This is a genomic window from Nostoc sp. 'Peltigera membranacea cyanobiont' 232 (genome assembly GCF_002245985.1).
GTDB lineage: Bacteria > Cyanobacteriota > Cyanobacteriia > Cyanobacteriales > Nostocaceae > Nostoc.
Genome location: NZ_NOLK01000295.1, coordinates 1 through 4,468 on the forward strand (window position 1 = coordinate 1; position 4,468 = coordinate 4,468).

4 protein-coding genes are annotated in these 4,468 nt (G+C 42.3%); 1 reads left to right on the plus strand and 3 read right to left on the minus strand.

The window, feature by feature from the left end:
- Positions 1-98: 98 nt before the first annotated feature.
- The 3 genes from CDG79_RS39200 to CDG79_RS39210 form a co-directional block, all read right to left on the minus strand.
- Positions 99-797: a pentapeptide repeat-containing protein gene (locus CDG79_RS39200; RefSeq protein ID WP_094346874.1), complete on the minus strand. Its 699-nt coding sequence runs from the start codon at positions 795-797 to the stop codon at positions 99-101.
- 213 nt (positions 798-1,010) lie between these two features.
- A complete protein-coding gene (locus tag CDG79_RS39205; RefSeq protein ID WP_223278635.1) occupies positions 1,011-3,167 on the minus strand; it encodes a strawberry notch-like NTP hydrolase domain-containing protein in 2,157 nt (718 codons plus the stop codon).
- A gap of 144 nt (positions 3,168-3,311) precedes the next feature.
- Positions 3,312-3,752, minus strand: a complete 441-nt coding sequence (locus tag CDG79_RS39210; RefSeq protein WP_223278636.1) for a hypothetical protein — start codon at positions 3,750-3,752, stop codon at positions 3,312-3,314.
- A 371-nt stretch (positions 3,753-4,123) separates the two neighbouring features.
- Here CDG79_RS39210 and CDG79_RS39215 point away from each other — a divergent pair.
- On the plus strand, positions 4,124-4,468 hold a 345-nt coding region (locus tag CDG79_RS39215), incomplete at its 3' end, for a sigma-70 factor domain-containing protein (protein ID WP_317616647.1).

Genomic DNA, 4,468 nt, shown 5'->3' on the forward strand with positions numbered 1-4,468 from the left:
ATTACTTTGATATGGCAGTTCGATGAATTAAATCTTACCCTACCTCAGATGGTGTCACTTTGTTTTCCACCTTATCGCTGATCAGGTAAGTCCTCTTGTCAATAGGTTTTGAGACGCGCTAACCCTGTGTAAAGACTGACCAGTGCTATAGCTATTGCTACTACTACAGGCAGGAATACAAGAAATGCACTGTCTATACTAGATGTAAGTTTCAAGAAAGATGCAGTTACGGCAGCAGTCAGACATAACATTACTAATATAGAAATCATTACAGCTACGGTTCTGTTAAAAGCAGCAATCGCGGCTGATAATGCTATTGAACCTACTAATGTTATAGCTATAATTAAAACTCCAGCCGATGCTCCATTAAAAGCTGCTGTACTTTTGATTCCAGTTAAAAATAAAACAGTTATAGTTCCAATTACAATAAATAAGGGTACACCAGTTTCCAATCCTTGACAAAACGTAGTCAAGAAGAAAATAACCAATAAAATAGAAGTGCTTACACCTGTGATTAGATTATCTAAGTTAGAACTTTGAGCTATTAGTGTTACAAGATAATTAGCTATATATGAAAAAAATCCTAATATCCCCAAAAATAACAATGAGCAAACAGGTAAGTATATAACCCAAAGATTTTGTCTGCCTGCTTTAGCATGATAGAAGTTTGCATCTTTAAGAATTGCCTCACTAAAATCGCAAGAACGAATATCTGCAAAACTAAAGTTTGCTCCTACAAGGTTTTTACCTTTAAATGAACGACCTGTGAGATTCTTGTGAGAATAATCTAGGAGCATGACTTACGTTACGAAAAGCAGGATTTACCTTGAATTTGTTTTGATTATCGGCTTGTACGGACTGTAGCACAGGAATTTTTACTTGATATGGCGATATTTACAGAGAGCGCCCACAGGAAAATATACCGCACTTAGCCAAAAAGTCTGCACCTGTAAGCCAGAAATCGAGAAATCCTTAGCCAATTTCCTTCAACAAAAGCAAACCTGCGGAACCTACTCACATAAACCCGCAGGCATCAAGTCGGTGTCAGCCTTACGTAGCTTTATTAGACTGAAACTCCGCGCCAGATACAGCCCCAAAGCCTTGAGATCCCTGGCGACCACTTCCATCGCGGCAATACCACCACCCTCAATGGATTCCACAAAATCCTCACGGGAGGTAAACGGGAAATCTCCAGTCTGCCAAAGCCCCAGACGATTTGCATAAGATAGGTTAGAAACCTTCGTCGCTCCAGTAGCAGAAACGTAGATAACCCGTGCCTGCGGTAATGCGTTTTGTAGCCGAAGCCCAACAATGCCTTGCTGGGATGCTGCAACCATACCGAGTTTACCCTCTTGAGCCATTGCATTGCCCATACTGTGGCATTCGTCGAAAGCGATCGCTCCCTCAAAGTCATTACCTGCCCATTCAACAATTTGCTTGAGCCGACTTTTGCCGTTCTTTTGAGAACGTAGAGTTGAGTATGTGCAGAAGAGAATGCCTTGGGTGAAAGGGATGGGGTCGCCAAGTTTGATGTTGCCCAGGTCGATAATATCTTTTTCACTACCTCCGAGCGCACACCAATCTCTACGTGCGTCCTCAATAAGAGCAGCACTCTTTGATACCCAGATTGCTTTTCTTCGTTCCTGACACCAGTTGTCGAGGATGATTCCTGCACACTGTCTTCCTTTCCCCGCACCTGTCCCATCGCCTAAGAACCAGCCACGACGAAATTTGACGGCATTTTCCTCGCCCTGAGCCGCAACAGTCACATTATCCCAAGAATCATCCACAATATAAGACCCAGACAAAAATTCACAGTGCGCCTGACCTGCGTAAATAACGCTTTCAAGCTGTGCCTCTGACAAATTGCCTTGTGTGATAATGTTGCCAGGAAGATGCGGTTTATAAGTTGGTGCTGGTGGCGAAACAAGTGCTAGGGCTGCACTTTCGCAAAGTAGGGAAGGATGAGGTAAAGCGTCCTTGATTCGGATTCGTTGTGGGCGATAGGTTTCATATAAAGTATCTTTAAGTCCTTCTGTAGCAGACCATTCAACAACCTCATATTCCAGCACTACTACATCGTCTGGAAGAGAGGAAACTGTTTCTGGTTGTGCAATTGTAGTACGTTTTGGCAATTGAACAACAATTGCCTTCGCAGCATGTTTGACTTCTTCTGAGCGCTCCCACGAAGATCGCAGTGGCAAATGCTCAATCAACGCTAGCAGTTCGGGCAAGTCCAAAGTTTCGGAAATACAGGGGATGTCGCCAGGATTATCAGCCGGAACCTTGTCGATGACTGTAATCCGAGTGTCGATCTGTGTACCATGTTTTGAGTAAACCTTGCCGTTAACCCCGACTGACATTAAAACTCGTGCTTTCTCTTGCCACCTAACAAAAGTCTCTCGCCAGCTTGGGTTAGCCGGAGAGAACCAGTTGGCTGTGATTGTTACCAGCCGCCCACCGTCAGCCAGTCTTTGCAATGCTGAGTTGATGTGGCGAGGGGTGGCATCAGGGTTGCGACTGCTGATTTTGGGAGATGCTGAAAAAGGTGGATTCATCAGCATAACAGAGGGCTGAGTTTTACCAGCTAGGTAATCGTTAATCTGTTCCGCGTTTACTGAGAATAATGGTGTACCAGGGAATAATCGCCGCAGAATCTTAGTTCTGCCCTCTGCCAATTCGTTGAGCATGAGACTCGCGCCTTGAAGTTTAGCGAACTGAGCCAGTATTCCAGTACCAGCACTGGGTTCAAGCACTAAATCATCAGAAGTGACTTGTCCAGCCATTGCCACCAAGTATGCTAATGGTAGTGGAGTTGAAAACTGCTGAAGCTGAATTTGCTCCTGGGTACGGCGGCTGTGTGTGGGGCAAAGGGATTTGAGCAGTTGCAATTGCTCTAAGGGATTTTCTGAGAGTCCCTTTTGTCGCAGGTACAAAATTGCCGCCACTTCCACAGCTTCGTAAGCATCTTTCCACTGCCATGTGCCCTCTGCCGCAGTACCGTGGAAGTGGCGATTCATTTGGGCTTGAACAGTTTTCGTGTTCAGGGGGCGATTCTCAAGTAGTGTTTTCAAAAGCTCTTGACCAACACTTAATATTGATTGCCCATAATCTAATACTGTTTGAAAGTCGAACAGAAAACCTTGGGTGAAAAGTTGCTGTACCATTGCATTACTCACAACATTATTTTTTCACTATTGCTATGGCGAAGCCTTTCTCTTATTAATAAATGAGGCAATTATTGCCTCATTTAAACTTTTTAACCTTCAGATATTTATTCTTCGGTGATCGAACGAGAATTAAAAAGCGAATTAAGCAGTTTTACGCGGTCTACCTGGCTTGCGCTTGCCTGAAGACTTTACATCAGCCTTTTTAGTTTTCGGTGATTTGTTGGCAGCATTGTTAGCTTTATTTGAACGAGTAGTACGTTTTGGTTGTGGCGAAACTTCTTTAACTGGAGGCAGCAATCTCAATGTAGGGAATGAAATAACAACTGCTTCATTGCTTGTGCGATGAATAACTTCATCATCTAACGCCCAAGGATCTGGCAATTTTTCAAAAGTCCGAGCTTGTAATGTGATTATTTCTGATAGTGATGGGATTGCAGAAGTGGCTATATTGTCATTGCTAACCGAAACCAGATTGCTAACGTTAGCAGCCGATACAAATAGTCCGTTAATGAACTGGAACATGACGAGAGTAACGAATGCCCAAAAGATAGCTACTATTGTCAAAGTGAGTAGAGATTGCATATCCATGATTATTTATCAACTAAGTATTTGTAATTTTCAATTGATTTACGCAAAGCGTCTTTTAGCCTTGTCCAAATATGAAGCGAATTTGAACGTATCCTCTATTCAAGAGAGGACTTCACTCTAAATTTAGCGTAGCGTCTCTTTAATTTAATCCAACCATTTTTTTACCTTAAAGTTTAGTTACAAAATAAAGTAGGTTTTAGTATTTACCTGTTTGAAGATTTCAAGTATTATATCTATAAATATATTTGACAAATATGAATATTGGCTTAAGTCTATGATTAAGATTTGATTTATTAGCTAATTCTTGAAATAAAATATTTTCATAAAGCGAAAAATAAAAGTATTCCTTACAATTATTTGAAAGTATGCCCAGCCTAACTACGGACTTAGTTCGCTCTTACCTCAAAGAAATCGGACGCTACCCTCTGCTAACTCCTGAGCAAGAAATTACAAATGCTAGGCTTGTGCAGCAGATGATGACGATTGAGCAGCAACGGCAAGCGATCGCACTTCAACTAAACCGAGAACCAACTGCAAGAGAATTAGCTACCTCACTTGGGCAAAGCGAAGCTGAAGTGGAGTTAATTCTTCATCAAGGGGAACGAGCAAAGCAGAAAATGGTGACTGCTAACCTACGGCTGGTGGTGGCGATCGCTAAAAAGTACCAGAACCGAAACTTAGAATTTCTTGATCTGATCCAGGAAGGTACA